A 25,573-nucleotide genomic window follows, 5' to 3' on the forward strand; every position below is an offset into this window, starting at 1 on the left:
TGTTTTATTCTCTCAAACGATGAGTCCTTGTCCTTGCAATCTATTTCTTCAGCCAACGGTCAAGCCAGTTGAAGAATGTGCGCTGCCACAGGATGCCGTTCTGGGGCTTTAACACCCAGTGGTTCTCGTCCGGATAGATGAGGAGTTCGGCAGGAATGCCTCTCATGCGGGCGGCATTAAAGGCTCCGAAGCCTTGATTGGCATTGATACGGTAATCCTTTTCCCCATGAATGCACAGGATAGGGGTGTCCCACTTGTCGACAGCCTTGTGAGGAGAGTTCTCATAGGTGCGCCTTGCTGCCTCGGTCAGGTCTTTGTTCCAATAGGCATCGTCGTATTCCCAATTGGAGAACCACGCCTCTTCTGTATCAGTATACATCGATTCGAGGTTGAACGCACCGTCGTGGGCGATAAAGCATTTGAAGCGCTTGTCATGATGTCCGGCAAGATAATAGACCGAGAAGCCGCCGAAAGAGGCACCCACCGCCCCCAGGCGATCCTTGTCAATGAACGGGAGGTTTGCGGCAGCATCGTCAATGGCCGACAGATAGTCGTTCATGCACTGTCCGGTCCAGTCTTGGCTGACGGCTTCGTTCCATTCCATTCCGAATCCCGGAAGACCTCTGCGGTTGGGGGCGACTACCACATAGCCGTGTGCCGCCATGATCGACATGTTCCAACGATAGCTCCAGAACTGTGAGACAGGGCTTTGCGGTCCGCCTTCGCAGAAGAGCAGGGCCGGATATTTCTTATTTGCGTCAAAATGGGGCGGGAGGATAATCCAGACGAGTTCCTGCTTCCCGTCTGTCGTCTTAACCCAGCGTTGCTGTATGGCAGGAGTTGCGAGCTGGTCAAAAATGTGTTTGTTCTCATCCGTAATCTGTATGACCTCCGATTTCTTTTCTTTCTTATTGGGCGTTAACACAAAGAGATCATCCGGGTGCAGATATGAATGGCGGGCAACAAGCAGCTGCTTGGTGTTACCTAATACTTGTACGGAGCCATAGTCATACCAGCCGTCAGTGAGTTGTTTTACTTCGCCATTCAGGTTGGTCCGGTAAACCATTTCCACCGCATGCCATACTCCTATGAAATATAAAGACTTGGAATCGTTGTCCCAGCAGTAGTCGTCGACATTGGAATCGAAACTCTCCGTTACATATTTCTTTTCTCCGGTAGACAGGTTATAGATACACAGGCGGTTGCGATCGCTCTCGTATCCATTGCGGGCCATGCTCTGCCAGGCTATATATTGGCCATCGGGCGAGAACTTGGGATTGACATCATAGCCCACATTCATATCACCATGCTGGTGATTTACGGCCTGATTCCGCATGCTCTTGGTGGGATTGATCTCTGGCTCGACATAGTTTTCCGGCTTGCAAAGATTCCTCGTGGTCTTGGTTTCTATATCATATAGGTAAATGTCAGCATCCGTGGATATGGCGTAGTCGACACCGGTCTTCTTCCTGCAGGTGTATGCCACTTGTTTGGAATCTCTGCTCCAATCAAGCTGTTCTATACCTCCGAATGGAGCCATGGGGGATTCATAAGGCTCTCCATCAAGGATATCGGTTCCATCGCCGACATTGCTTCCTGAAACCTCGGCAATAAAGGGATGCGATACCGATTCTACATAATGATCCCAATGGCGGTAGTTGAGGTCGGTAACGACTCTGCCCGTTGCTTTCGGGAGGTCTTCCGGATTCTTTTGGATGGATTGATGGTATTCCAGACTTTTGATAAGAAGCGCCCGTTTTCCATCGGGAGAGAACTTGAAACCCTCAATGTCAATCTTGGAGGAGGAGAGTTTTACTCTGTCGGTTCCGTCCGGATTCATCTTCCAGAGCTGTCCTCCGCGGAGGAAGGCAATCTTTTGCCCGCCTTCAATCCATGCGGCATCTGTCTCGTTCTCTGCGTCTGCAGTAAGCTGTGTCGGCTTGGCAATTTGTTTCCCAGTCTTAGTTGACTGGACGAAAAGCATGGTATGGCTTCTGTTTTCCTTTACGCTGTAATAGGAAACCTGATAGACCACCTGTTTCCCATCTGGCGAAACTTGTGCCCCGCCAATTCTTCCCATTGCCCACAAAGCTTCCGGAGACATAAGGTCCGACGAGAGCTTAATGTTGTTTTTGCCTATCATTGTCTGTGCTTGCATGCTGTTGCAGCCCAATGTGAGAACCGCAAACAGCGTTATAATTTTATTTGCCATAAAGCTTGTTCTTTTTGCGTTCGAGTTCCTCTCTTTTCTTCTGCATGTCAAGCTGCTGTTGCTGCATGGCCTGCATTCTCGCCGCGAGTCCCTTCATCTTCTGTGGATTGTTCTGGTTTTCCTTATATTTAGTCTCTAAGATAGCCAGCAGTTTTTCGTCATTTGTTGTTTTGCGAAGAATCCACATGATAGCGGCACTGAAGAAAAGACTTATGAAATAATAGAAGTTGAGGCCGGAAGAATAATCATTGAAGATGAAGAAGAACATCAAGGGCATTAAATACATCATCCATTGCATCATCTTCATCTGGTCAGCCTGAGCACCAACCATCTGGTCTTTTTGCTGCCGCATTGTCATCCAAGAATAAAGAATTTGGGCAATGCAGAAAAGAATGCAGGTAAGACTTAGATGGTCTCCAATCAGCGGAATATTCTTTCCCCACTCGAAAACAGGGTCGTAAGTGCTCAGATCCGTCATCCACAGGAAGCTTTGTCCGCGCAGTTGGATTGCGTTAGGCACAAAGTTGAACATGGCAATCCAGATTGGCATCTGAATCAGCATGGGCAGACAACCGCTTAATGGCGAAACTCCATATTTGGCATATTCACTCATCATTGCTTGTTGTTTCTGCATCTGATCTTCGGGCTTGTTATATTGACTTGTCGCCTCATCGAGTTTCGGCTTCAAGACGCGCATTTTGGCAGAGCTCATGTAGCTCTTCTTGACCATTGGGTAGGTGATGGCCTTGAGCAACAGCGTGATTAGAATGAGCACAACGCCCATCGGGAAAATCCTGCTTAACCAGTCAAAAACATAGATGGTAAACCAGCGGTTGATGATGCGGAACAATGGCCAGCCCAGATAAACCAGGCGTTGCATTTGTAAGTCTTTCCCAAATGTGCTTTCGTTTTCAATCTTTTGCAGTAGGCGGAAATCGTTGGGACCGTAATAGAAATCAAATTCAGACGGAATCTTTCCGCTCGGATCGAAGAAGGCATTCATCTTGGCCCGATAGCTCTTTAAATACCCTGATTCCTTTTCTTGCGGAATTGATGTCATGAGCGACTTTTCTGCAAAGTCGTTCTTGGCTATCATTACTGCCGAGAAGAATTGGTTCTTAAACGCAACCCAGTCAATTTTATCATCAATCACCTCGTCAACTTTCTCTGATGTCTCACTTAGGTAATCAGTACCGCCGGCAGCCTTATGATAGGTGAGGGTAGCATAGCGGTTTTCAAATGTAAACCCTTTTTCCTGCTGACGACATTTGTCATACCAGTCTACAAACATCATCGATGTGCTCGGAGCAAACAAATCGCCCATATTGTTAATGCTCATCTTCATATGAAGCATGTAGTCTTTGCCGAGCACATATTTTAGTTGGATTGTTTTATCGGTACCAGTTTTGGCAGTAAAGAGAACCGTCGTATCTGTTACTTCTGATGGCTGGAAGAACAAATCTTGTGTAGATATGTTGGCTTCCTTTGTCGCAAAGGTATAATTCAGGGATTGTTCTTTCTCATCGAAAAGGGTTACATCCATTTTGTCATCATCATTACTTTTTGTCTTGATGGTTTTCTCATGGGAAATATAGTTCTTGATGATGGCTTTTTCAACTGTAGCCCCCTTCGTGCTTAAGGTAAGTTCCACTTTCCCATTCTTGAGAACAATGTCTTGGGCAGTCCCTTTCAGTGCATGATGAAAAAGCGCGGTGGTATCTTCTTCTACTTTTTCTCTGGTCTTTTGCTGCTGTTTCGCTTTGAACTGTGCTGTCTTCTCAGCTTGAGCTTTTGCTGCTTTTTCTTTTGCCAACTGTTCCTGTTGCGCTTTGACTTCTTCTTCGGAAGGCTGGTTCCACCAGCTGAATCCTATCAGTATTACGGCTATCAGAATGATGCCGATAATCGTATTTTTGTCCATATCCTATTTATGATTCCTTATAGCTGTTTCAACGAAGTTTACGAAAAGCGGGTGTGGCTTCAGCACCGTGCTCTGATATTCCGGATGGAACTGTGTCCCAATATACCATTTTAGCCCGGGAATCTCAACGATTTCCACTAAATCACTTTCCGGGTTATGGCCTACACACATCATGCCGTTGCGCTCGAACTCTTGCTCATAGTTGCTATTGAATTCATAACGATGGCGATGGCGCTCCCGAACGCTTTCTTTCTTATAAATGTCAAAGACCCTCGATCCTTGTTTCAACATGCATTCATATTGGCCAAGGCGCATGGTTCCTCCCATATTCGTGATGTTTTTCTGTTCCTCCATGATATCGATGACATTGTGCGGAGTCTTTTCGTCCATCTCTCGGGAGTTCGCATCCAGGTATCCAAGTACATTTCGGGCAAATTCAATAACCATCATTTGCATTCCGAGACATATGCCAAATGTCGGGATATCATGAGTGCGGGTGTAGTGGGCAGCAACGATTTTCCCTTCTATACCTCGCTGACCGAATCCCGGACATATGACAACTCCATCCTGGCCTTTGAGTTTTTCCGCGACATTCTCTTCTGTTATCTCCTCAGAATTCACATAGGTGATCTTCACCTTGTGGTCATTATAGGTCGCGGCATGTGAAAGACTCTCTCGAATACTCTTGTAGGCGTCTTGCAGATCGTATTTCCCAACCAATCCGATATTGACAATCTCTGATGCTTTCTTCCTTCTTTCAAGAAAGGCTTTCCACGGGCCTAACCCCGGAGTGGGGCCAATAGGCTCTCCCATCTTTCTAAGAATGGCCGCATCAAGGCCTTGGTCCTGCATGTTCACGGGCACCTCATAGATGCTGGGGAGGTCTTCGCTCTGGATGACACAGTCAAAATCCACATTACAGAATGCCGCGACTTTACGGCGGAGATTCTCCTCAAGATGCTTTTCAGTCCGGAGAATCAGTATGTCTGGTTGAATGCCGACACTTTGCAGTTCCTTGACACTGTGCTGAGTGGGTTTTGTTTTCAATTCACCAGCGGCCTTGAGATAAGGAACATAAGTGAGATGCACATTGACGGCGTTCTTTCCTAGTTCCCATTTCATTTGTCGGATGGCTTCCATGAAAGGCGCGCTCTCAATATCTCCGATTGTTCCGCCAATCTCGGTAATCACAAAATCGTAATGATATTTCTGTCCAAGCAGTTTAATATTACGCTTGATTTCGTCTGTAATATGTGGGACCACCTGGATCGTTTTGCCGAGATAATCTCCACGGCGCTCCTTGTCAATGACGCTTTTATATATCCGCCCTGTCGTCATGGAGTTTGCTTTGGTGGTCTGAATGCCCGTAAAGCGCTCATAGTGCCCAAGGTCCAAGTCGGTTTCCATGCCGTCCACCGTAACATAACATTCGCCGTGTTCATAAGGGTTCAGCGTGCCCGGGTCGATATTGATATACGGGTCGAATTTCTGAATGGTAATATTATAGCCCCTTGCTTGAAGCAACTTACCAATAGAGGAGGAAATGATTCCCTTGCCAAGAGACGAAACCACTCCGCCCGTAACGAAGATATACTTTGTTTCTGCCACAATATTTAAATGTTTAATTCAGGTTGCAAAGATACTATAAAAATATGAAAAGAACAAGCTATTTCTGTTTTTTAATCCGAGCTTTTGCGCTTTCTTCCATTTTTTTCTTAACTTTGTAGCCGTTATTTTGAATTCATCATATGAAGTTTAAATATTTACTGCTTCTAAGTCTGTGTCTTGGAGTATTTACCGTTTCTGCACAATCCTCTTTGGGTAGGGGGAGACAGCATGTCCGTTTGTTCCAATACGAGGATTCCCTCAATAGTTTCCGGCGGAAGTTAGACAGCCTGCTTGCGGATCCAACGCTTTCACAGGTTGCCAAGTATCAGGTTTTGCGAGAGAGGATGGGTGATTCCAAGCCCGGCATAGAGTATAATTCCCTTTTCCTTCCACCGACTTTTTATAAGAGCGTTTCCCATAATAACTTCTCCTTGGACAAGACTCCGACCCCGCTCGACAAGACCATGTTGGGCCTTTATTTGACCCGTCCGGATCTTGTCGTGAGGACAGAGGCACAGCTTAGTGATATCGGGGGCACCGTCGACGCGGAGCTCATTCACATAGATCATGCGCCGGAAATTGTAGATCAAGTGGCCCCCAAGGCCATTGAACCTGTTGCCGCGCCAGTGGATGTGGTAATCCTGAAGCCGAACTTTTGGGCATTTACGGGAGACCATTATCTGCAATTCCTCCAGAATTATGTCTCGTCGAACTGGTATAAGGGCGGCGAGAGCAACTATTCCATGGTAGGATCGATAACTTTAAATGCCGACTATAATAATAAGCAGAAACTGAAATGGGACAACCGCCTGGAAATGAAACTCGGCTTCCAGACATCGCGCGAGGACACAAAACACAGCTTCCGCACCAGCGAGAACTTGCTCCGACTTACCAGCAAGCTCGGCCTGCAGGCCTCGAAGAAATGGTATTATACAGCTCAGGTTATGGGCTATACCCAGTTCGTGAGACAGTGGAAGAGTAATTCCGACGAACTTACTACCGAGTTCATGGGGCCTTTCGTGATGAACATCTCCCTCGGTATGGACTATAATGTCATGTGGTTGAAAAAGCGACTTACGGGAACTGCCCACCTTGCTCCTTTGGCTTATAACTTTAAATATGTACATAGGAGCATCCTTGCTGTCCGCTATGGCATAGAGGAGAACAAGCACCAACTGCATGATTTCGGTTCTCAGTTCACGATAGACTTAAATTGGAAGTTCAGCGACAACATCAGTTGGAAGACCCGATTTTATGGATATACGACTTATGAGCGTGCGGAGCTGGAATGGGAGAACACCTTTACTTTCCAGTTCAACAAGTGGATTTCGACCAAGCTGTTTGTCTATCCCCGGTTCGACGACGGTGTCGCCCGCATTGATAATCATGGTTACTGGCAGTTGAAGGAGTATATGTCGATAGGTTTTTCTTATTCTTTCTAATCTCTTGATAGTTAAGAGAAAACTAAAACAGCCTGTTTTACTGACTAAAACAGGCTGTTTTAGTTACTAATTCAGGCTGTTTTACTCTCAAATTAGCGGCTTTTCGCGGAGCGAGGAGCGAGTGTCGGCAACTTTGCAACCGAGTTGCATCTTTTACTTCGTATCTTTGCGTCTGAAAAAAAGAATGAAACAACAGAATGAATAAGAAACTATTGCGAATTATTATTACAGCCATACTCCTTTCCGGGGCGTGGCTCGTGGAGAAGAATTTGAATCTTCCGATGTGGCAGATGCTCATGGTTTATCTTGTTCCTTACTTGCTGATCAGCTACGACATATTGGCTGAGGCATGGGAGGGTATACGCGAGGGCGACCCTTTCGACGAGGACTTTCTCATGTCAATAGCTACCTTGGGCGCGTTGCTGATAGGTTTTCTGCCTGGCGCGGAAAACCAGTACCTCGAAGCGGTATTTGTAATGCTGTTCTTTCAGACAGGAGAATTGTTTGAAGATTATGCCGAAGACAAGAGCCGCGACTCGATATCCGACTTGATGGATATTCGTCCTGACACAGCCAATGTAGAACGCGATGGCGAGGTGCTATCGGTTTCTCCGGAGACGGTCGGGGTGGGAGAGCGCATCATAGTTCGTCCAGGAGAGCGGATTCCCTTGGATGGAGTTGTCGTTGAGGGACGTTCGAGTCTGAATACAGTTGCCTTGACGGGCGAAAGCCTGCCTCGGGATGTGGGCGTGGAAGATGAGGTCGTATCAGGGTGTGTAAACATTTCCGGGATGCTTAAAGTCAAGACCACTAAGATTTTCAATGAGTCTACGGCCTCTAAAATTATCGCCCTTGTGGAGAATGCGGGGGAAAATAAGTCGAAGAGCGAAAGCTTTATCACCCGTTTTGCCCGTGTTTATACCCCCATTGTGGTATTTCTTGCCCTCGCGTTGGCATTCATTCCTCCGTTCTTTGCAGACAGTTATACCGGGGCTTTCCCAGTTTGGCTATATCGGGCATTGACTTTCTTGGTGGTTTCCTGTCCATGCGCCTTGGTCATTTCGGTGCCTCTTACCTTTTTTGGGGGAATTGGCGGAGCCGCTCGCCGCGGAATACTGGTTAAGGGGGGAAATTACATGGAAACGCTTGCGAAGGCCGGAATCGTGGTGTTCGACAAGACCGGGACACTTACCAAGGGCATTTTCTCGGTCAATGCCGTGCATCCTGAAAGAATTTCAGGCACTGAACTCTTGCATCTGTCAGCGCATGTGGAGCGATATTCCACTCATCCTATTGCCGCGGCTCTGCGCCAGGCTTATCCTGACGAGCCGGACAAATGCTCGGTCGAGAATGTCGAGGAAGTTGCCGGACACGGCATCAGGGCCAGGGTTAATGGAAAGTTGGTATGCGTGGGGAATGCGAAGATGATGGCTTTCTCGGGTGCCCGCATCCATGAGTGTGAGCAGTGCAAGGAGCAGGTGGGAACGACGATTCATGTCTCCATTGATGGCGAATATGCCGGACATATAGTAATATCAGACGAAGTAAAGGCTGATGCCGAAGAAGCGATAGCCCGCCTGAAGGAGCTGGGGGTGGAGAAAGTGGTGATGCTTACCGGCGACAGACGGGAGGTTGCTGCCTCCGTTGCTGCCCGGCTTAGACTTGATGATTATAAGGCAGGACTGCTTCCGACGGAAAAAGTCTCTAAGGTTGAGGAGCTCCTGCGGTCAAAGCCGGTCGGCAGGAGCCTCGCTTTTGTCGGCGACGGCATCAATGATGCTCCGGTCTTGGCGCGTGCGGATGTGGGAATAGCCATGGGAGGCCTGGGCTCTGATGCTGCTATTGAGGCTGCCGATGTGGTTTTGATGGATGATAAGCCATCCAAGTTGGCTACAGCAATAAAAATTGCCCGCCGGACAATCAGTATCGCGCGCCAGAATGTTGTGTTTGCCATTTCCGTGAAGGTGGCCGTGCTCGTTCTCGCAACTTTCGGATTGGCAACCATGGGCATGGCCGTGTTTGCCGATGTGGGAGTGATGGTCTTGGCGGTTCTCAACGCAATGAGGGCGTTGAGGGCATAGACGAGTCGGGAATCCCCTTTCTCCAAAAGTGAAAAAGGGGATTCCCGGTGTTATAGCACTTTGGTCTTAATGGATTTATGGGCTGCTGTTTGAGCCGTTTGGGCCTCTTTCCTGTAGATCGTAGTGGGACAATAAGGACTGTCAACCACTGATATTTGTCAGACTTGTGTATACAAGGCGAGGGCCAGCGGCAATTAAAAGAGAGTCCTTCGCGTTTCCCGTTTCTTGTGTCTTTTATCTTCCCAGCGAGAAAGGTTTGTCTTCCGGGGCCAAGCCTCGGCTCTTGTTTGGCTTGCTCCCCATCGTGAATTCTATCGTACACCCTTTCGTCAAATCTTCATAGGTGATATAAAGTTTACGGTAAGGACGGCCATTTAGCTTTACGCTTTTTATATAACGATTCTCGTCGCTTACATCTTTTGCGATGATGGTTATCGCCTTCCCATTCTCAAGTGTTACTTTAGTATAGGGAAGGTAGGGTGCCCCAAGTACATATTGGCCGGTAGCCGGGCAGACCGGATAGAAGCCCATGGCAGAGAAAAGATACCATGCCGACATCTGACCGCAGTCGTCGTTTCCTCCCAGACCTCGTATATCGTTCCTGTACATTTGGTTCATGATGGTGCGCATCCATTTCTGTGTCTTCCATGGAGCTGATGTCCACGCGTATAAATAAGGTATGTGGTGGCTTGGCTCATTGCCGTGCACATAGCCTCCGACCAGGCATTCTGCCTCAATGTCTTCGTTGTCTTCATAGTATTTGGCAGGAAGCTTCATCTCGAAGAGCCGGTCTAATTTCTTCTGGAAAATCTTTTCGCCGCCAAATTCATTCATCAGACCATAGACATCTTGCGGTGCGGAGAAGGAGAAATTCCAGGAGTTGCCCTCAATGAAGCCTTCGTCGTAGGTCTGATAGGGGTCCAGATTCTCCTTGAACTTTCCATTTTCGTAGCGGGGGGAGGCAAATCCGGCCTTTCGGTCAAATGTATTTCGATAGAACAGGGCGCGCTTGGCATATTCGTCTGCGATGGTTTTGTTGCCGAGCTTATGTGCCGCCGCATAGATGGTGAAGTCGTCAAGCGAGTATTCCAGAGTATTGGAAGCCGCGGTGGCATCCTTGTCATAGGGGGCATAGCCCAGCTTGCGATACTTCTCCACGCTGGGGAAATACTTGCAGTTTGAGGTCTCCACCATGGCTTTTAATGCTTCTTCCGCGTTAAGGCTTGCGCCGTTGACAAGTGCGTCCGCAACTACGGTTACGGCGTGATAGCCCGTCATACACCACCCCTCATTGCCCATAAGGCTCCAGACCGGAAGCATGTGAAGTCGTTCCTGTTGCTGGTGTTTAATCATCGATTTGACCATGTCGGTATTGCGTGAGGTCTTCAGCAGCCCGAGCAGCGGATGTTCGGCGCGGTAGGTGTCCCAAATGGAGAAAATCGTATAGTTGTCGAATCCTTCTGCTATGTGTATATTGCCATCTACGCCACGGTATTGGCGGTCGACATCCATGTAAATCGACGGGTTGATCATGGTGTGATAGAACGAGGTGTAGAGCATGACTTTCTGATCTGCGGTTCCTCTGCACTCCAAGACACCTAATTCGCGTTCCCACGCCTCATTGGTTTCTCTGACGATTTGCTCGAATGACTTCCCGCAGGTTTCTGATTCCAAATTCTTTAAAGCGCCATTAGTGCTTACTCCGGAAAGTGCTACTTTCATGACGATAGGTTGCCCATCGTTTTCAAAATTGAAGTAAGTTACGATGCTTTGGCCTGCCATTTCCGGGAAATTGTGATGAGTGTCGAACTTCCTCCAGAACCCTTTGTATAAAGGTTCTTTCATGTCTTTATATCCATAGTCCTTAATCGGCTTTGAGAGAGAGATGGCAAAATAGGTATAGTTGCCGCGCGACCATCCATTTGTCAGGCGCATGCCCGTGAGCAAAGTGTCGTTCTCCACTCGCAGGGAGCTCCATAAAACCTTGCCGTCGTAGTTATAGATTCCATGCAGAAGGTCGATGATAAGGCGTGCCTCCGTACCTGCCGGGAATGTGTATTTGTGAATTCCTACCCGGGGAGTGGCCGTGAACTGGCAGCGCACCTGATTGTCGCTTAGCGTTACTTCGTAGTATCCGGGGAAAGCTTTCTCGGTGGAGTGTGAATAGCGGCACCGATAGCCGGCATCGGGATTGTCTTTGGTGCCGGGATTCAAAATTAGTTTTCCGGTCTGCGGCATCACCATGATGTCGCCAAGGTCGCTGTGTCCGGTACCGCTTAGGTGCGTGTGTGAGAATCCTACGATCGAGGTGTCGTCATACTGATAGCCGGCGCAATAGGAATAGACCTTCGGCTGGTATTTGCCATTTAGGTTGTGTGGGATGGTATCGGTCTCGGGACTTAGCTGCACGATGCCAAACGGCGCGCATGCTCCGGGAAAGGTATGCCCCATGCCCCCCGTGCCGATCATGGGATTCACATGGGCCGACAGCCTTCCGGGTTGTTGTGCGTGGAGGTTAAGGCTGTTGAGAATCAATAGGGTCGCAATGATGATTTTCTTGCTCATAGATGTGGTTGTTTTTCGTTGTTATATGGGTATCTGGCAGAAACGAGTGGGGCGCAGCCCGTATCATCGATGTTGGTTGACATTGGGGATGTATTCATCTTTCCGGTATTTGGATTACAATGGCAAAGATACAACTTTTTTTTGATTTTCTTCTTGTGCCCGTTTTATTTTATATAAAAAGCATGTATCTCTTGCCATTGGATGGGTGTTGCGCCGACAAAGGCAAATCCCAGCTTGGCCGCAGCGTATGAAGTCGGGCGTGAAAAGCCGTCGCAAGCTTGACGAAATCGGCGAGATTGTGGGACGAAATCGCCGATTTTGTCTTACGATTTCGCCGATTTTGTCGTGTGGCAAGTACTCTCCGGCAGGGTCATCTGCTGAAAATGGTGGACGGAGTGGTGGCGTATGGCTTAAAAACCGCTTGAAAAGTTTTTGCATGTCGATTTTTTTTTGTAATTTTGAGCCTTGTTAGAAAGCGCAAAAATCGATTCTGGGGCGTTTAAAGGGCCTCTATGCCGATTTTGTGGTTTCTAAGCAGCGGAACAAACGATTATAATTAATCAGAAAAATAAATATTAAAGAAAATGGATGAAGATCTGACTATTGATCAGGACAGGATCAAAAAGATTAACATCGAGGAAGAGATGAAGAGCTCCTATATCGACTATAGTATGTCGGTGATCGTGGCTCGCGCCCTTCCGGATGTTCGTGATGGTTTCAAGCCGGTGCATCGCCGAATCCTCTACGGAATGCTTGGAATCGGAAATACCAGCAACACCCCCTATAAGAAGTGTGCCCGCGTAGTGGGTGAGGTGTTGGGTAAATATCACCCTCACGGCGACAGTTCGGTATACGGGGCCTTGGTCCGTATGGGACAGGATTGGAATATGCGCTACAAACTTGTCGACGGACAGGGGAACTTTGGCTCCGTCGACGGCGACTCCCCCGCAGCCATGCGTTATACGGAGTGCCGCCTTTCTCGTATGGGCGAACATATCATGGACGACCTGGAAAAGGATACTGTCGATATGACGAACAACTTCGACGACACACTTCAGGAGCCTGTCGTAATGCCCACGAAGATTCCCAACTTGTTGGTAAACGGAGGTAATGGTATTGCGGTAGGTATGGCGACTAATATTCCGACCCATAATTTGGGTGAGGTAATTGATGGTTGCTGCGCTTATATTGATCATCCGGAAATTGATATAGAGGGCTTGATGGAGTATATTCCTGCTCCGGATTTCCCCACGGGAGCGTATATCTATGGCCTGGAAGGCGTCCGTCAAGCTTATGAGACTGGCCGCGGTCGCATCGTAATGCGTGCAAAGGCCGAAATTGAGGCCGGCGAGAACCACGACAAGATTGTCGTTACGGAAATTCCCTACGGCGTGAACAAGCAGCAACTCATAGAATATATTGCCGACTTGGTAAAGGAAGGAAAGCTCGACGGTATCTCCAATGTCAACGACGAGACCGGCCGGCAAGGCATGCGTATTGTTGTCGATGTGAAGAGGGATGCCAACGCCAATGTGATTCTGAACAAGCTTTTCAAGATGACAGCGCTTCAGAGTTCATTCTCCGTTAACTGTATCGCCCTTGTAAAAGGTCGTCCCCGCTTGCTTAGCTTACGGGAGTGCATCAAGTACTTCGTAGATCATCGCCATGATGTAACCATTCGCCGTACGAAGTTTGACTTGAGGAAAGCCCAGGAGCGTGCCCACATTCTTGAGGGATTGATTATTGCCTGTGATCATATCGATGAGGTGGTACATATTATCCGTGCTTCCAAGACTCCGGCAGAAGCCCAGACGAACCTTGAGCAGCGTTTCGAGCTCGACAGTTTGCAGAGTAAGGCCATCGTCGATATGCGTCTCTCACAGCTTACAGGCCTGCGCATGGATCAGTTACACGCTGAGTTTGATGAGCTGCAGGCTCAGATTGTCTACCTGCAGTCTATTCTCGATGATCCGGAACTTTGTAAGAAGGTGATGAAGGACGAACTCTTTGAGGTTAAGGAAAAATATGGCGATGCGCGCCGAACGGAGATCATCCCGGCCGAACATGAGTTTAATGCCGAGGATTTCTATCCGAATGATCCCGTTGTCATCACGGTCAGCCATCTGGGCTATATCAAGCGTACTCCTTTGGCAGACTTCCGCGAGCAGGCTCGTGGGGGGGTGGGAAGCAAGGGAGCCCATACACGGGACACCGACTTCACAGAGTATATCTATCCCGCGACTATGCACCAGACGCTGCTATTCTTCACGAAGAAGGGGCGTTGCTACTGGCTCAAGTGCTATAATATCCCGGAGGGCGACAAGACCTCTAAGGGGCGTGCTATTCAGAACTTGCTGAATATAGAGGCAGACGATGCGGTCAATGCGTTCCTGCGCCTTCGTGGCCGCGGTCTGGAGGACGAGGAATTCGTGAACAGCCATTATGTAGTATTTGCGACAAAGAACGGAACTGTCAAGAAGACATCCTTAAAGGCTTATTCTAACCCACGCTCTAAAGGCGTGATTGCCATCAACATTGCTGATGGTGATGAAGTGGTAGATGTCCGTCTGACCAATGGCGAGAACGAGTTGATTCTTGCGGACAAGCATGGTCGTGCCTGCCGTTTTGATGAAACAGAAGTGCGCACAATGGGGCGTACCGCTACCGGTGTTAAGGGAATGACCCTTGATGGTGCCGACGACGCCGTGATAGGCATGATCGTTGTCAACAAACCGGATGAGGAGACCGTGATGGTAGTGAGTGAGGAAGGATATGGCAAGCGCTCACAGGTTGTTGAGTATCGCAAGACTCACCGCGGTTCTAAGGGGGTACGCACTTTGAATGTTACGGAAAAGACCGGTGGACTTGTTGCCATCAAGATTGTTACGGATGAGAATGACCTGATGATTATCAATAAGAGCGGTATTGCGATCCGCCTTGCCGTTGCCGATGTTCGTGTAATGGGCAGGAATACCCAGGGAGTTCGTCTCATCAATCTCTCCAAGAAAAATGATGTAATTGCAAGCGTCTGCAAGGTCATGAGTTCAGAACTTGAAGCTACGGTCGAAGAAGAAAGCCGGGCCGAGTGGGCAAAGAAGAGTGGGGAAATCAAGAGTGATAGCACCTCTGCAACAGGAACTGATAACGAGAGTGATGTCTTTGAAGGCAAATCTCCTGATGATCAGGCGCCGCTTGTAAGCTTTGATGACGCGGAGCCGATAGATGAATAAGCCGCTTTCTGCTTTTTTCAGACCGAAAGAGTGGATTTGACAAGTGAGGCCTCCTGAATTGGAGGCCTTTCTTTTTGGGTTAGCTAACTGTTCCAGTTATTGATCTTTTTTGTCTATGGATGTGGATATATGAAAATAATCCTCTACAAATCACTTGCGGAGGATTATTAAATCGCTTTAAATGAAAGTATAATCTACATGGGTAAGTTGAATATGATCACTTGAACAGTCAACTAAAAGGGAATACATAAATTTAGTAGAGAAACTCGTCATTCACATGAAAAGAAACCTACCAGACTGAACAGTCTGATCTTTTCTTACCTCTAATACTTGGTTGCAAATATACAATAAAATCTATAAAGCTCCAATTCTTGGGAGGTTTTTATTCCTAAAATATACTAAATAGACTATTTTTAAGTAAAAAAGGACATGTTATGACATATTACCATACTCCTTTTTTATGTGATAAGGTTATATTATTTCAGTTTCTCTTAAATGCCAAAACTTTCTGAAGCCCGTGGTCAAAGTAGAAAGTATATGTATGCTTTTCATCGTTTTGCCTGAATCTCACGGTCATGAAAAGCAGTTTTTCGGTGGGTTTTCCTTTCGTATATCGAATCTTAGGCCTGAATGCTTTCATCGTGTCTGCCTGTTGATGCATCACTTGAATAATACTGTCGGTAATGTAGATTGTGGAATCAAGTTCGCTATACGAAACACTGCTGATATCCGGGTCGTTCAGGTTTTTATCAAGAAAATCGGATATAAGTTGTTTGGCATAGTGCTTCTGTCCGCAGCCAGTGAAGATGGCCGCGGACAGAAATATGAGAATGACAAAACTTTGCTTCATTTATTCGGGTATGTTTTTCAGAATCTCCAACAAATGATCCCACACCATTTGCACCGTCGGGATGTGAAGTTTCTCATCCGGAGTGTGCACATTGCGAAGAGTTGGGCCGAAGCTTACCATGTCGAGGTTGGGATACTTTTCAGAGAAAAGTCCACATTCAAGTCCTGCATGAATTCCCAGAACTTTAGGCTCTTTGCCAAAAAGTTTTTTGTAAGCCTCGACTGTGATTTCCTGAAGCTTTGAGTCGGTACGCATCTTCCAGGCAGGATAACCATCGTTTTGGACAACCTCCGCACCAGCCAACTGGAATGTTGCTTTGATGGTATTGGCCATATTGCGGAGATTACTCATAACATTAGAACGCTGACTGGTTACAATAACGACTTTGTCTTCTGAGCTTTGCACGCTTGCTACATTGCTGGAAGTCTCCACCATCCATGCCAGTGCCTCGTCCTGGCACATAGCAAACACGCCATTATCGAGTGCCTGAAGCGCAAGAATCAGTTTTTCGCTTGTTTCCTTGGGCATAATGGTTTGGGCATCGGTGCTTTCAAGAGTCCATACCATCGCTGTATCGGTAATATGGTATTCATCCTCAACTGCTTCCGTAAACAGGTTCCAATCAGCTTTGACTTCTTCTTTCTTATCAAATGGGACGGCAAAGATGATTTTTCCGTCTCGGGGAATTGCATTGTGCATTCTTCCAGAATTCCATTGCGCAAGGCGGAGGTCTGTTTTCTGAGATTCATCATACAGGAAGCGGGACAAAATCTTGATGGCATTGGCACGCTTCTTCTCAATGTCGTCTCCGGAATGGCCGCCATTCAAGCCCTTTAGAGAGGCGAGCATAAAGAAATAGTTTTCAGGGGCAGATTCGCGTGTATATTTGAATATAGCTGTAGTATTGATACCCCCGGCACACGAGATGAAGATTTCTCCTTCGTCTTCCGAATCGAGATTGATGAGATAGTCTCCATTCATGAATCCAGGCTTCATCCCAAAGGCTCCAGTGAGTCCGGTCTCCTCATCACGCGTGAAAACACACTCTAAAGGGCCGTGCTCAATGTCGTCAGAATCGAGTATGGCGAGTTCGATAGCATCTCCTATGCCATCGTCAGCACCTAATGTGGTACCTTTGGCATGCATCCATTCTCCATCTACATAAGTCTGGATCGGATCGGTTTCAAAGTTGAAATCAACATCTACCAGTTTGTCGCATACCATATCCATATGGCTTTGGAGAATCGTGGTCTTGCGATTTTCATAACCTGGTGTTGCCGGTTTCTTTATAAGCACATTTCCTGTCTCATCGACTTTTGTCTCAAGACCATGTTTCTTTCCAAAAGTTTTTAGATACTCAATCATCTTCTCCTCGTGTTTCGAAGGACGGGGAATCTGATTAATTTTTGCAAATTGCTCAAAGACACGAGCAGGTTTTAACTCTACATTACTCATTTTTATGATATTTTATTTTGTCTTTTGATTTTAAAATATTACCTTTGTTCCGATAATTGTCATTATTGACACTGCAAATTTAACAAAAATGATTGGAACATTGCTATTAAGCGTGTTAATAATTGCTATAGCGGTTGCTTTGCTTTGCGTAAAGGTGATTGCAAGAAAGAATGGTAGATTCTCTTCACAGCATGTTCACGATAATCCCGCGCTTCGCAAACTCGGTATTCATTGCGTAATCGATCAGGACCGGGAGGAAAGAGCGAATTAAGCCTGAATTTGGAAAAATAAAAAATATAAGATTATGAAAAAAATGGTTTTCAAAACAATGGCAGTTACAACCATAGTTTTTGCTTTGACATCATGTAACAAAAGTAATCCACAAGTAGACCAAAAAGTTTCGGAACAGAATGTCCCCTCAAGTTTGAAGATAGCCTATGTAGAAGTAGATTCAATCATGACCCAATATGCTTTTTGTAAGGAATTTGCCAATATTCTCGAGAAAAAAGGTAACAATATACAGAACACGCTGAGTGCCAAACAACAACAGCTGCAAGCAGCAGCTGCAAATTTCCAACAGAAGCTTCAGCAAAATGCTTATACCCGTGAACAGGCAGAGGGCATTCAGGCTAATCTCCAGAGGCAGGGTAATGATCTTCAAGCATTAAACCAGCGTCTCACTAATGAATTTCAGGCAGAAACAGAAAAATATAACAAGGCACTTAGGGATTCTATTCAACATTTTCTTGCAAAATATAATGTGGATAAGAAATACAGTCTTATTTTAAGTAAGTCGGGAGACAACCTCCTTTATGCTGATAAGGCATTTAATATTACTGACGAAGTTGTTACAGGTTTGAATAAAGCTTATAAGGGTGCTTCTGCGAAAAAGGAGACTTCTGCAGAGGAAAATAATGCTCCTGCAAAGAAAAAATAGTCTTTCTTGTGGCTTTATAGATTCTGGTCCCTGTTCTTTCGAAAGGAAGACAGGGATTTTCCAAATATATTATTGTACGCGTACCTTATTAATTTCATTTTTTTATATGACCCGTCAGCAACGCTATCAATACATACTTGAATACTTTCGTGAAAAGGAACCGGTAGTAACAACGGAACTTCAGTTTTCTAATGCTTTTCAGTTACTTTGTGCCACGCTCCTTAGCGCACAATGTACTGATAAGCGTATAAACCAAATTACTCCTGAACTCTTTCGCCATTATCCGACAGCAAAAGAAATGGCAAAAGCGGAGCCGGAAGATGTTTTTGAGTTTATACGGTCGGTAAGTTATCCAAATGCTAAGTCGCGTCATCTGGTTGAAATGTCCCGTATGATAGTAGATGAGTTTGCCGGAGAGGTGCCCTCTGCAATGGAAGACCTGATTAAACTTCCAGGAGTAGGGCGTAAGACTGCGAATGTACTTCAAGCAGTATGGTTTGGACGGGCAGCCATGGCAGTGGATACACATGTCTATCGGGTAAGTCGTCGTTTAGGACTTGTTCCTCAAACGGCTAATACTCCATTAAAAGTAGAGTATGAGTTGATGAAAAACATCCCAGAAGCTGATATTCCCAGTGCGCATCACTGGCTCTTGCTCCATGGTCGCTATATCTGCCAGAGTAGTAGGCCGAAGTGTGAGGTATGCCCTTTTGATGAGATTTGTCCGAAACTATTGGAGAATTCTAAACTATAAAGTCTGAATGTTATGAATACACGGCGAATATTGAAATTCCTCACAGATATCGCGGCTAATAATAACCGCCCATGGTTTCAAGAGCATAAGGTTGAATACCTGGCATGCAAGGCTGATTTTGAAGACGGAGTAGGGAAGCTGATCGCGGAAATCTCTAAGTTTGATCCGGAAATATCTCATCTTACGACAAAGGACTGCTGCTACCGATTTTATCGTGATATCCGTTTCTCGAACGACAAATCGCCTTACAAGCGACATTTTGGAGCTTTTATATGCTCTCATGGGCGCAAGGCATTGCGTGGTGGTTACTATATTCACATTCAACCCGGCCAATGTCTGGTTTGTACTGGAAGTTATTGGCTTCCAACAAATATCCTTACATCGTGCCGGAATGAAATCATGGGGAATATTGGCGAATGGAGACATGCAGTAGAAAATGGAAAATTCATAAAATACTATGGCTACCCAGGTGAAGGACACTGGGAAGACGATGGTAACATTTCTCAAAAAGGATTTGGCATTTCTCTTCTTCGTACAGCTCCTAAAGGTTTTCCCAATGATTATGAATTTCTTGATTATCTGAGGATGAAGGATTATGCGGCATGGCATGTTCTATCCGAAGATTTTTTCGATGGCGATGGTTGGATCAAGAAGATTACAGACTACTTCAAGATAGCTAAGCCTATGATGGATATCATAAATTCTGTGATAGATGACTATGAATAATAAAAAATATTTAAATCCTATATACTGTATAGGATTTTTTTGTATATTTACCGCAGATATTTTTTAACTTTTTAAATCATTCTATCATGAAAATTGGTATCCCAAAAGAGATCAAAGACAACGAGAATCGCGTAGGTATGACCCCAGCGGGAGTATCTGAATTGGTCAGGCACGGTCATGAAGTCTATGTACAACATACGGCGGGAGAGGGTAGTGGCTTTGCTGATGAAATGTACGAGAAAGTGGGGGCAAGAATGCTCCCGGCCATAGAAGATATATATGGTATTGCGGACATGATCCTTAAAGTAAAGGAACCTATTGCTCCGGAATATCCACTGGTCCATGGTGGACAGCTGCTCTTCACTTATTTCCATTTTGCATGTGATCGCCCGCTGACAGATGCCATGCTTAAGAGTGGGGCTGTTTGTTTGGCCTATGAAACAGTACAGACTTCGGATGATCGTTTACCCCTTCTTGTCCCAATGAGCGAGGTTGCCGGGCGGATGGGACTTATGGAAGGTGCCTACTATCTTCAGAAAACCCATGGCGGCAAAGGCAAGCTTATTAGTGGGGTCCCAGGAGTAAAGCCGGCTAAAGTGCTCGTTCTTGGTGGTGGTACAGTGGGAGAGGCTGCTGCCCGCATGGCTGCCGGTATGGGGGCAGAAGTTTATGTTACCGATATAAATCTGTCCCGACTGCGCCAGTTACAACTTGAATTACCAGAGAATGTTCATACACTTTATTCATCCCTCCATAATATACAAAACGAGTTAGGAAATGTGGATATTGTTGTTGGCTCCGTGCTTATCCCGGGAGACAAGGCTCCTCATCTTATTACTCGCGATATGTTAAAGCTCATGGAGCCAGGAACGGTTCTGGTTGATGTCGCCATAGATCAAGGAGGATGTTTTGAAACATCGCATCCGACAACCCATAGCAACCCTGTTTATACAGTAGATGGCATTGTTCATTATGCTGTCGCTAATATCCCCGGAGCAGTCCCCAATACTTCGACGACCGCTCTTACGAATGCTACACTTCGTTATGCTCTGAAGCTGGCAGATAAAGGATGGAAGCAAGCTTGTAAGGAGGATGCCACCTTATATAAAGGTCTGAATATCGTTGGTGGAAGAGTTACCTATAAAGCCATTGCAGATGTGTTCGGTTTGCCTTATGAACCGTTGACATTGTAATAGCAGGTCCTTATTCCATATATTTATGCGGAAAGTGAATATAATACCTAATACAATAGACTTGCTCAAACTATGTGCGACAGGTCTATTGTATTTTGTCCAATGATATAAAGGAGTCATTTCTCTAAGTCAGCACGATATCAGTAAAACAGTGTAATTGTTGAGGATACAACAGGGGAAAACGGTACTTAAAGGAACCGAAGTATTATTATCGGATTTCTCCATATTTTCAGGAGAAGCATATAACAAAACTTTTAATAAAAATTATATATAAAAATTCTTCCCTATTTGATATTATTTATTATTTTTGTATACAGATTTAAATTTCGTAAGAATATATATTCTGAGAAGATAATAGTAGATAAAATTTTTCTAATTATTAAAACAAGAACTTTATGAAGAAGTATGTATGTGATGTTTGCGGATGGGTTTATGATCCAGAAGTAGGGGACCCGGATAACGGCATTCAGCCCGGAACGGCATTCGAAGATTTACCAGAAGATTGGGTATGCCCAGAGTGCGGTGTCGGAAAAGAGGATTTCAGTCCAGAAGAGTAGCTCCAGAGTCTCTTGTTACAAAAAAGGTTGCGCCCAGTACAATTGATTGGCGTAACCTTTTTACTATAAACGACTTATTCAAATGTACTATTAAGAGTCTTTTGGTGTGTTTGTTGCAGACATAGGATAGATTCGCGTAAAGCTGTCCGCCACAAACTTTAACCTACGGCGTATGGTTCTTTTTGAGCATTTGTGAAGAATGGAAAGTTCAGCAATGCTTCACTTGGCAGTCAGATAATCATTCCATAAAGAGACTTTATTTATATACTGACTACCTTGAAATTGCCCGCCGCAATCCCTGCAAAAGTTTTGCTTTGGCGTTTGCTCAAAGTGAGCGGACGCTTTGGCGGATGACACCGCCCTTGCTCCAAACGGGTAATATCATTTGATTATGAAGAGGAATGATTTTTATAATGCGTTTTCCCTGGCCATAGCACGGGCTTACTAAGATTCCTTTGATTGTCCCATAATTTTGTTGCTCGCTTTGTTGCTTTATAATTTCAAGCAACAAAGCGAGCAACAAATAAACGAAAAAACAAACACAACTACTGCAAAATTATGATTTATTTTTTGTTTTTGCATCTTATTGATTTATAATGATATATTTCGCAGTAGTTGTGTTTGCCTGGTATTTGATTTGTTCACATCTCTGCAGGCTTATTTGCCGATGCAGAAATGTTTAAAAATATTGCTTAGAACCTCATTAGGTGTAATCGGTGTTCCGGTAATTTCAGAGAGTTGATCAAGGCAATTGCGAAGATCTTCTGAAATGAGGTCTCCGCTAAGTCCCATTTGTATGGATTCGATGACTCTCAGAATACTTTCTCGGGCTTTAGTCAGAGCTTCATAGTGTCGTATATTGGTAACAATAACACTATTCTCATTAATTTCTGGGATATCAGCACTATTAATCAATGCAGTTTCTAAATCTGCGAAACCTTCGCCATATTTGGCACTAATCTCAACGAAAGGTCTATATTCTATAGGAGTCTCGTCCTCCGGGTTTAAGTCTATCTTATTGCGTACAAGGATAAGTTTTTTTCCCTTGCATTTCTCTTGCATTTTGCCAACATCCTTATCTGTTATGCTTCTGTCAATAATCCATAAAACGATGATGGCTTCATCCAGTTTTTGGTAGGTTCGCTTAATGCCGAGTTGTTCAACCTTATCTTGGGTATTGCGTATGCCAGCCGTATCAATAAAGCGGAAAGTTATTCCTTCTATTTCAGTGGTGTCTTCGATAACATCACGCGTTGTTCCATGGATATCGCTCACAATGGCTTTTTCTTCGTGAAGTAATTTGTTTAGTAATGTACTTTTACCTACATTCGTCTTGCCGATAATAGCAACAGGGATGCCATTTTTTAGTGCATTTCCCGTTTCGAAGGAATGAATTAGAGTGTTGATATGCTTTAGAATCTTACCTGTTAGTTTCAATAACTTTGTACGATCGGCAAATTCCAATTCTTCATGATCACTGAAGTCGAGTTCTAATTCTAAAAGTGAAGTTATCTTTAGTAACTGTTCACGAAGTTGGCTAAGTTCACTACTGAAGTGTCCACGAAGTTGACTAAGGGCTAGTTTGTGGGAGGCGCAATTGCTGGAAGAAACTAAGTCAGCTACAGCTTCTGCTTGGCTTAAATCCATTTTATTATTTAGATATGCACGCTGTGTATATTCCCCTGGCATTGCTTGTCGACACCCGGCATCAATAAGAGTCTGAAGTATTTTTTGCATGATATAACGAGAACCGTGGCAGCTAATTTCCGTCGCATTTTCTCCTGTGTAAGAGTGGGGGGCACGATAGATGCTGATCATAACATCATCCAATAACTCGCCATGTAAGGTATGAAAGTTTCCATAATAGAGACTATTGGTCTTTGAGTCAGTAAGATTTTTACTAAAAAGTTTAGAGGTAATAGTAATTGCATCAGGGCCAGAGACCCTAACAATGCCAATGGCGCCACCTGCAGGTGTCGACATTGCTGCAATAGTATCTTGAAGATCTTGTATCATCAAATTCGTTTAAATTCTTTCAAGGACTAATTTGATTAGCCCATCTATGCTGTTTTTATAGCTGGTGTTAGCCTCAAGAATGCGGCGATTAGCAATCACCATACAGCATGTCATCGCTTTGTGTCCCATTAACTTAGCAAGGCCTGCAAGCGCACTACTTTCCATCTCAAAGTTCATGATTCGCAAGCCTTTGTATTCAAAGTTTTCTATTTTCTCATTCAGGTTCGGATCTGCTAAAGGGACACGGAGCACACGACCTTGTGGACCATAGAATCCACCGCATGCAATCGTAACACCCTGTACCATTTCCTCGCCCGCAATATGCTTGACGAGTTCCTTGTCCGCATCTACGACATATGGGTTCCCAAGTTGATCATCCCATTTGACTTGACTCCTGAATTCATGTTCGAACTCCAAATCGCAAATTTCATTGCGATTCGCATAAAAGTTAATGAGCCCGTCAAAACCTATACTCTTTGCACTGGCAATATATGTGCCAACAGGAGTATCTGGTTGTAAACCACCGCAAGTTCCTATACGGCAAATAGAAAGTGTACGATGTCTGGATTTTTCCTTACGGGTCTTAAAATCAATATTGGCAAGGGCATCTAATTCGTTCATTACAATATCAATGTTGTCGCACCCTATACCTGTACTCTGAGCCGTGATGCGCTTGCTTCTATATATGCCGGTAACAGAATGGAATTCACGACTCTGAACTTCGTCTTCAATACTTTCAAAATGAGAGGAAACCAGAGAAACTCTGTCAGGATCACCGACTAAGATTACTTTGTCTGCCAGTTGCTCTGGCTTCAAATGAAGATGGAAACAACTTCCGTCTTCATTAATAATCAACTCTGATGGAGCAAAATATTTGTTCATGTAGCATCTGGTTTTAGTTATTTTAGTATACTGATTTCATTGTTTCGAATTCTCTTTTCTTTTTGATGGAGGGACAACCTTAGTTGTTCCACATTCTCTTCTGTGCGAATAATTTCTTGTTGAAGATGCTGCTGCGTAGATTTGTTGCTTTTGGCATATATTTCTCGTAGCTTGTGGAGCTTTTCTTCCTCGTTCACCAGCATGCTTTTCTGGTTTTTCCACTCAAGGAATAGTTGTCGATTATTTGAAAACTTGAAATCTTGGATATCGTGATAGACTATATCATCGTTTATGGCGAAATCAATTGTGTTTGCATTGTGTTTTTTTTCTTCTCGTGCCTTCATGCTTTTAAGTCTTACAATAGCTGTCTTATAATTGCCAAACTGCCAAGTTTCATCAATGGCATTCAAGTTTGCATATTTGGTAAGCTCTTCATTAGTGATGTCTTCCCCTTCAAAACTTTGTCGTGGAGTTGTGGGAATAAAAGTATATATACAGACCTTTCCTTCAGGCTGGAAACGATCGCTAACAAGCCAACCGAGTGTGTCAACTTCATCAATGGCGAGCAGATAGTCATTGGCATGAGAATTAAAAGGAAGCCCATAGTTCTGCGGCTCATAGAATTGGCCAGACTGGCTGTCGAACATTGTAGTAAAGATATCGTATCCTCCCAAGCTATGTTTTCCTTTGGCTGAAAAGAACAGAGTAATGCCATCTGACATAAGGAACGGGAAATTCTGATCAATATATTCGTCTCCAATGCCATCAAGCGTTGTTCCCGTTCCCCAACTTTCACCTAATTTATCTGCAGAATAGAGATGGCGGATGGAATCATTCTCCGCAGAGTAATAGGTGTGATTCTCAAATTCATTCGTATAACCATTGACACCGTCTTTAGTTGTATAAAGGTAGCCGGATTCGTGGTTTAGCGGGATTCTTATCAGGAAAGAATCCTTATCGACAACGAGACTGTCAATGAACATAACCTTTGCTGTTGATGGCAGCATCGACTTAAATAGCTTGTCCTGAAGGGACTCTCGCGTCACGACAGGTTTAGGCGCTCCCCTTGTTTTTCCCTTTTGCGCAGAGGCACTGGTTAGAGAAAATACAATTAATAGTAAAACAATGTTCACTTTTCCCATAT

At 45.1% G+C, this 25,573-nt stretch carries 18 protein-coding genes and 1 pseudogene; 9 read left to right on the plus strand and 10 right to left on the minus strand.

Annotated elements, in window-relative coordinates:
- Window positions 1–40: 40 nt before the first annotated feature.
- The 3 genes from C7120_RS09875 to C7120_RS09885 are packed head-to-tail and all read right to left on the minus strand — an operon-like array spanning window position 41 to window position 5,741.
- On the minus strand, window positions 41–2,212 hold the full coding sequence (locus tag C7120_RS09875) for a S9 family peptidase (protein WP_107621534.1): 2,172 nt from the start codon (window positions 2,210–2,212) through the stop codon (window positions 41–43).
- Complete coding sequence (gene yidC / locus C7120_RS09880) at window positions 2,202–4,133, minus strand: membrane protein insertase YidC (protein WP_107621535.1); 1,932 nt, start codon at window positions 4,131–4,133, stop codon at window positions 2,202–2,204. The genes C7120_RS09875 and yidC overlap by 11 nt, the downstream gene beginning before the upstream one ends.
- A gap of 3 nt (window positions 4,134–4,136) precedes the next feature.
- Entirely contained in the window at window positions 4,137–5,741 is a 1,605-nt protein-coding gene (locus C7120_RS09885) for a CTP synthase (RefSeq protein WP_107621536.1), read from the minus strand.
- 140 nt (window positions 5,742–5,881) lie between these two features.
- Between C7120_RS09885 and C7120_RS09890 the strand changes: the two genes are divergently transcribed.
- Window positions 5,882–7,183, plus strand: coding sequence for a DUF3078 domain-containing protein (locus C7120_RS09890; protein ID WP_107621537.1), 1,302 nt, complete (start codon window positions 5,882–5,884; stop codon window positions 7,181–7,183).
- A gap of 197 nt (window positions 7,184–7,380) precedes the next feature.
- Window positions 7,381–9,264, plus strand: a complete 1,884-nt coding sequence (locus tag C7120_RS09895; RefSeq protein ID WP_107621538.1) for a heavy metal translocating P-type ATPase — start codon at window positions 7,381–7,383, stop codon at window positions 9,262–9,264.
- A gap of 234 nt (window positions 9,265–9,498) precedes the next feature.
- On the opposite strand, the gene C7120_RS09900 is transcribed toward C7120_RS09895, so the two are convergent.
- Complete coding sequence (locus C7120_RS09900; protein WP_107621539.1) at window positions 9,499–11,829, minus strand: GH92 family glycosyl hydrolase; 2,331 nt, start codon at window positions 11,827–11,829, stop codon at window positions 9,499–9,501.
- 584 nt (window positions 11,830–12,413) lie between these two features.
- Between C7120_RS09900 and gyrA the strand changes: the two genes are divergently transcribed.
- Window positions 12,414–15,059: a DNA gyrase subunit A gene (gene gyrA, locus C7120_RS09905; protein WP_107621540.1), complete on the plus strand. Its 2,646-nt coding sequence runs from the start codon at window positions 12,414–12,416 to the stop codon at window positions 15,057–15,059.
- A 481-nt stretch (window positions 15,060–15,540) separates the two neighbouring features.
- On the opposite strand, the gene C7120_RS09910 is transcribed toward gyrA, so the two are convergent.
- A complete protein-coding gene (locus C7120_RS09910) occupies window positions 15,541–15,909 on the minus strand; it encodes a hypothetical protein (RefSeq protein WP_107621541.1) in 369 nt (122 codons plus the stop codon).
- Entirely contained in the window at window positions 15,910–17,364 is a 1,455-nt protein-coding gene (locus C7120_RS09915) for an aminoacyl-histidine dipeptidase (RefSeq protein WP_107621542.1), read from the minus strand.
- A gap of 88 nt (window positions 17,365–17,452) precedes the next feature.
- Here C7120_RS09915 and C7120_RS14190 point away from each other — a divergent pair, with 88 nt between their 5' ends.
- The 6 genes from C7120_RS14190 (at window position 17,453) to rd (ending at window position 21,531) form a co-directional block, all read left to right on the plus strand.
- Complete coding sequence (locus C7120_RS14190; RefSeq protein ID WP_107621543.1) at window positions 17,453–17,635, plus strand: hypothetical protein; 183 nt, start codon at window positions 17,453–17,455, stop codon at window positions 17,633–17,635.
- 33 nt (window positions 17,636–17,668) lie between these two features.
- The gene (locus tag C7120_RS09925) at window positions 17,669–18,301 is read left to right on the plus strand and encodes an OmpH family outer membrane protein (RefSeq protein ID WP_107621544.1); all 633 of its coding nucleotides are present in this window, start codon (window positions 17,669–17,671) and stop codon (window positions 18,299–18,301) included.
- Window positions 18,302–18,407: 106 nt separating this feature from the next.
- The gene (gene nth, locus C7120_RS09930) at window positions 18,408–19,055 is read left to right on the plus strand and encodes an endonuclease III (protein ID WP_107621545.1); all 648 of its coding nucleotides are present in this window, start codon (window positions 18,408–18,410) and stop codon (window positions 19,053–19,055) included.
- 12 nt (window positions 19,056–19,067) lie between these two features.
- Window positions 19,068–19,781, plus strand: a complete 714-nt coding sequence (locus C7120_RS09935) for a DUF2461 domain-containing protein (protein WP_107621546.1) — start codon at window positions 19,068–19,070, stop codon at window positions 19,779–19,781.
- An 86-nt stretch (window positions 19,782–19,867) separates the two neighbouring features.
- Window positions 19,868–20,974, plus strand: a complete 1,107-nt coding sequence (ald, locus tag C7120_RS09940; protein WP_107621547.1) for an alanine dehydrogenase — start codon at window positions 19,868–19,870, stop codon at window positions 20,972–20,974.
- Window positions 20,975–21,369: 395 nt separating this feature from the next.
- Window positions 21,370–21,531, plus strand: coding sequence for a rubredoxin (gene rd, locus C7120_RS09945; RefSeq protein WP_107621548.1), 162 nt, complete (start codon window positions 21,370–21,372; stop codon window positions 21,529–21,531).
- A 111-nt stretch (window positions 21,532–21,642) separates the two neighbouring features.
- Here rd and C7120_RS14195 read toward each other — a convergent pair.
- The 4 genes and pseudogenes from C7120_RS14195 to C7120_RS09965 form a co-directional block, all read right to left on the minus strand.
- A pseudogene (locus tag C7120_RS14195) lies at window positions 21,643–21,888 on the minus strand (hypothetical protein); the annotation flags it as partial.
- A 300-nt stretch (window positions 21,889–22,188) separates the two neighbouring features.
- Complete coding sequence (gene mnmE / locus C7120_RS09955) at window positions 22,189–23,547, minus strand: tRNA uridine-5-carboxymethylaminomethyl(34) synthesis GTPase MnmE (RefSeq protein WP_107621549.1); 1,359 nt, start codon at window positions 23,545–23,547, stop codon at window positions 22,189–22,191.
- 9 nt (window positions 23,548–23,556) lie between these two features.
- The gene (locus tag C7120_RS09960) at window positions 23,557–24,429 is read right to left on the minus strand and encodes a nucleoside phosphorylase (RefSeq protein ID WP_107621550.1); all 873 of its coding nucleotides are present in this window, start codon (window positions 24,427–24,429) and stop codon (window positions 23,557–23,559) included.
- Window positions 24,430–24,446: 17 nt separating this feature from the next.
- Entirely contained in the window at window positions 24,447–25,571 is a 1,125-nt protein-coding gene (locus C7120_RS09965) for a hypothetical protein (RefSeq protein WP_107621551.1), read from the minus strand.
- Between the last annotated feature and the right edge of the window lie 2 nt (window positions 25,572–25,573).

The sequence above is a fragment of the Prevotella sp. oral taxon 376 genome, from assembly GCF_003043945.1.
Taxonomy (GTDB): domain Bacteria; phylum Bacteroidota; class Bacteroidia; order Bacteroidales; family Bacteroidaceae; genus Prevotella.

What these genes read in the sequence shown, in the direction of transcription:
- ald (WP_107621547.1), top strand. Translation starts at nt 19,868, where the DNA reads ATGAAAATTGGTATCCCAAAAGAGATCAAAGACAACGAGAATCGCGTA.
- mnmE (WP_107621549.1), bottom strand. Translation starts at nt 23,547, where the DNA reads ATGATACAAGATCTTCAAGATACTATTGCAGCAATGTCGACACCTGCA.
- C7120_RS09895 (WP_107621538.1), top strand. Translation starts at nt 7,381, where the DNA reads ATGAATAAGAAACTATTGCGAATTATTATTACAGCCATACTCCTTTCC.
- rd (WP_107621548.1), top strand. Translation starts at nt 21,370, where the DNA reads ATGAAGAAGTATGTATGTGATGTTTGCGGATGGGTTTATGATCCAGAA.
- C7120_RS14190 (WP_107621543.1), top strand. Translation starts at nt 17,453, where the DNA reads ATGATTGGAACATTGCTATTAAGCGTGTTAATAATTGCTATAGCGGTT.
- C7120_RS09935 (WP_107621546.1), top strand. Translation starts at nt 19,068, where the DNA reads ATGAATACACGGCGAATATTGAAATTCCTCACAGATATCGCGGCTAAT.
- C7120_RS09910 (WP_107621541.1), bottom strand. Translation starts at nt 15,909, where the DNA reads ATGAAGCAAAGTTTTGTCATTCTCATATTTCTGTCCGCGGCCATCTTC.
- gyrA (WP_107621540.1), top strand. Translation starts at nt 12,414, where the DNA reads ATGGATGAAGATCTGACTATTGATCAGGACAGGATCAAAAAGATTAAC.
- C7120_RS09875 (WP_107621534.1), bottom strand. Translation starts at nt 2,212, where the DNA reads ATGGCAAATAAAATTATAACGCTGTTTGCGGTTCTCACATTGGGCTGC.
- C7120_RS09890 (WP_107621537.1), top strand. Translation starts at nt 5,882, where the DNA reads ATGAAGTTTAAATATTTACTGCTTCTAAGTCTGTGTCTTGGAGTATTT.
- C7120_RS09900 (WP_107621539.1), bottom strand. Translation starts at nt 11,829, where the DNA reads ATGAGCAAGAAAATCATCATTGCGACCCTATTGATTCTCAACAGCCTT.
- C7120_RS09960 (WP_107621550.1), bottom strand. Translation starts at nt 24,429, where the DNA reads ATGAACAAATATTTTGCTCCATCAGAGTTGATTATTAATGAAGACGGA.
- yidC (WP_107621535.1), bottom strand. Translation starts at nt 4,133, where the DNA reads ATGGACAAAAATACGATTATCGGCATCATTCTGATAGCCGTAATACTG.
- nth (WP_107621545.1), top strand. Translation starts at nt 18,408, where the DNA reads ATGACCCGTCAGCAACGCTATCAATACATACTTGAATACTTTCGTGAA.
- C7120_RS09965 (WP_107621551.1), bottom strand. Translation starts at nt 25,571, where the DNA reads ATGGGAAAAGTGAACATTGTTTTACTATTAATTGTATTTTCTCTAACC.
- C7120_RS09925 (WP_107621544.1), top strand. Translation starts at nt 17,669, where the DNA reads ATGAAAAAAATGGTTTTCAAAACAATGGCAGTTACAACCATAGTTTTT.
- C7120_RS09915 (WP_107621542.1), bottom strand. Translation starts at nt 17,364, where the DNA reads ATGAGTAATGTAGAGTTAAAACCTGCTCGTGTCTTTGAGCAATTTGCA.